Consider the following 2,020-nt stretch of genomic DNA (forward strand, 5'->3'; position numbering starts at 1 on the left):
ATCCGCTTCACCGACGAGGACGGCACCGTCGTCGAGCAGTCGGTGTTCGGCGGCAAGGCCAAGCTGCAGTGGAAGGTCGACTGGGCGATGCGCTGGTTTGCGCTGGGTGTCGACTACGAGATGTGCGGCAAGGACCTGACCGACTCGGTCACCCAGTCGGGCAAGATCGTGCAGGTTCTCGGCGGTCGCAAGCCCGAGGGGCTGATCTACGAACTGTTCCTCGACGAGAACGGCGAGAAGATCTCGAAGTCCAAGGGCAACGGCCTGACCATCGACCAGTGGCTGACGTATGGGACCGAGGAGTCACTGGGCTTCTACCTGTTTCGCGAGCCCAAGAGCGCCAAGCAGCTCCACGCCGGCGTGATCCCCAAGGCGGTCGACGAATACTGGCAGTTCCGTGGCAACCTCGCCGGGCAGGCGCTCGACAAGCAGTTGGGCAATCCGACCTGGCACCTGCTGCGCGCCAATGGCGGTGGTGAAGGTGCGGGCGACACCGTGCCGGTGACGTTCTCGCTGCTGCTCAACCTCGTCGGCGTGCTCGGCGCGGACGCGACGGCGGAGCAGGTCTGGTCCTACCTCGGCAACTATGTGGCCAAGGCCAGCCCCGAAGCGCATCCGGACCTTGCAGAGATGGTCCGCGCCGCGCTCGCCACCAATCGCGACTTCATCGCGCCGACGCTTCATCGCCGTGCGCCGACGGAGAACGAGGCGGCGGCACTGAAGGACCTCGATACGCAGTTGGCTTCGCTGGACGGGGCCACGGCCGAAGACCTGCAGAACATCGTGTACGAGATCGGCAAGAACGAGGCTTACGGCTTCGAAAACCTGCGCGACTGGTTCAAGGCGCTGTATGAAACGCTGCTCGGATCGCCGCAGGGGCCGCGCATGGGGAGCTTTATCGCGCTTTACGGCGTTCCCGAAACGAGGCTGCTGATTGCCGAGGCGCTTGCTGCCTGACCTGACGGAGACGCGATGCACCGGACCGACCTGACGCCCGAACAGCTCTGCGAGGAACTGCTCGGACGCACTCTGAACGATGTCGATGCCGAGGAACGACGGGTGCTGCAGCGCATCGCCTCTGGTCAGGTGATGGGGCCGGATGCGCAGGAGGAAGCGGCGCTCCACGCCAGCTTCGGCGACCGGCTGGCGGATCGCGTTGCGGCCGTCGGAGGGTCCTGGGGCTTCATCATCGCGTTCGGTGTGATCCTGTTTGGATGGATGCTGGTGAACAGCCGCATTCTGGAGGCATTCGGGCTGCATCCCTTCGATGCCTACCCGTATATCTTCCTCAACCTGATGCTCTCGATGCTGGCGGCGATCCAGGCGCCGGTCATCATGATGAGCCAGAACCGCGCCTCCGACAAGGATCGCATCGCGGCGCGGCATGACTACGAAGTCAACTTGCGCACGCAGTTGGAGATCATCCGGCTGCACAAGCGGATGGATCATCTGTTCGCGTACCTCGACAATCGGGATTGTGCGCGGAGCGGCGAAGACACCTGAATCCTGCCCCCGTGGGAAGGATGCGCGCGTGTCTCCATCCCCACCCCCGTCATCCCAGCGAAAGCTGGGACCGCTGGCCGCGCAAAGCCCAACCCTCGGCTAGGCGTCCGGACGTTGGCTTGCAGTAAAACGCCAGCGGTCCCAGCCTTCGCGAGGATGACGGGGTTGCGCGTGCAGCACATACGACTTTTGCCCGCTGGCGAGTGCGGGCATTACGCCGGGGAAATCAACGCAAGTCCGAGAACATCGGGTCGGCGTCGGGAGCGTCCAAGCTGGGACGCGGTGTTTTGTTTTCCGTGAAGCTCTGGCGAGCGGCCGGGTAACTCACGGTGCAGCCCGGCTCGACCTGTATTCCATCGGAAAGTCCCATGTGGCCGTCGTTAGGGTTCGCATCGTTATCGGCCGAAGGCTATCCGGGATGGCCGTCCCAAGTCCTGCCGTGTGTCGCAGGAACGTATGGACGGCGTTTCCGGTAGCGCAGAGACAGTCCGGGTCTTCGAACGGACGCGTGGTTTGC

The 2,020-nt window shown here is 64.0% G+C and carries 1 protein-coding gene and 1 pseudogene; both read left to right on the forward strand.

The window, feature by feature from the left end; genetic code table 11:
- Positions 1-957 (forward strand): annotated as a pseudogene (lysK, locus tag LH128_RS27530) (lysine--tRNA ligase); the annotation flags it as partial.
- Between the two features lie 15 nt (positions 958-972).
- Positions 973-1,503: a DUF1003 domain-containing protein gene (locus LH128_RS27535; RefSeq protein WP_008832978.1), complete on the forward strand. Its 531-nt coding sequence runs from the start codon at positions 973-975 to the stop codon at positions 1,501-1,503.
- Positions 1,504-2,020 lie beyond the last annotated feature (517 nt).

The sequence above is a fragment of the Sphingomonas sp. LH128 genome, from assembly GCF_000293195.2.
In the GTDB taxonomy this organism is placed as follows: Bacteria; Pseudomonadota; Alphaproteobacteria; order Sphingomonadales; family Sphingomonadaceae; genus Novosphingobium; species Novosphingobium resinovorum_A.

Bases quoted from the DNA above. Each gene is read 5' to 3' on its own strand.
- LH128_RS27535 (WP_008832978.1), top strand. From the start codon at position 973: ATGCACCGGACCGACCTGACGCCCGAACAGCTCTGCGAGGAACTGCTC.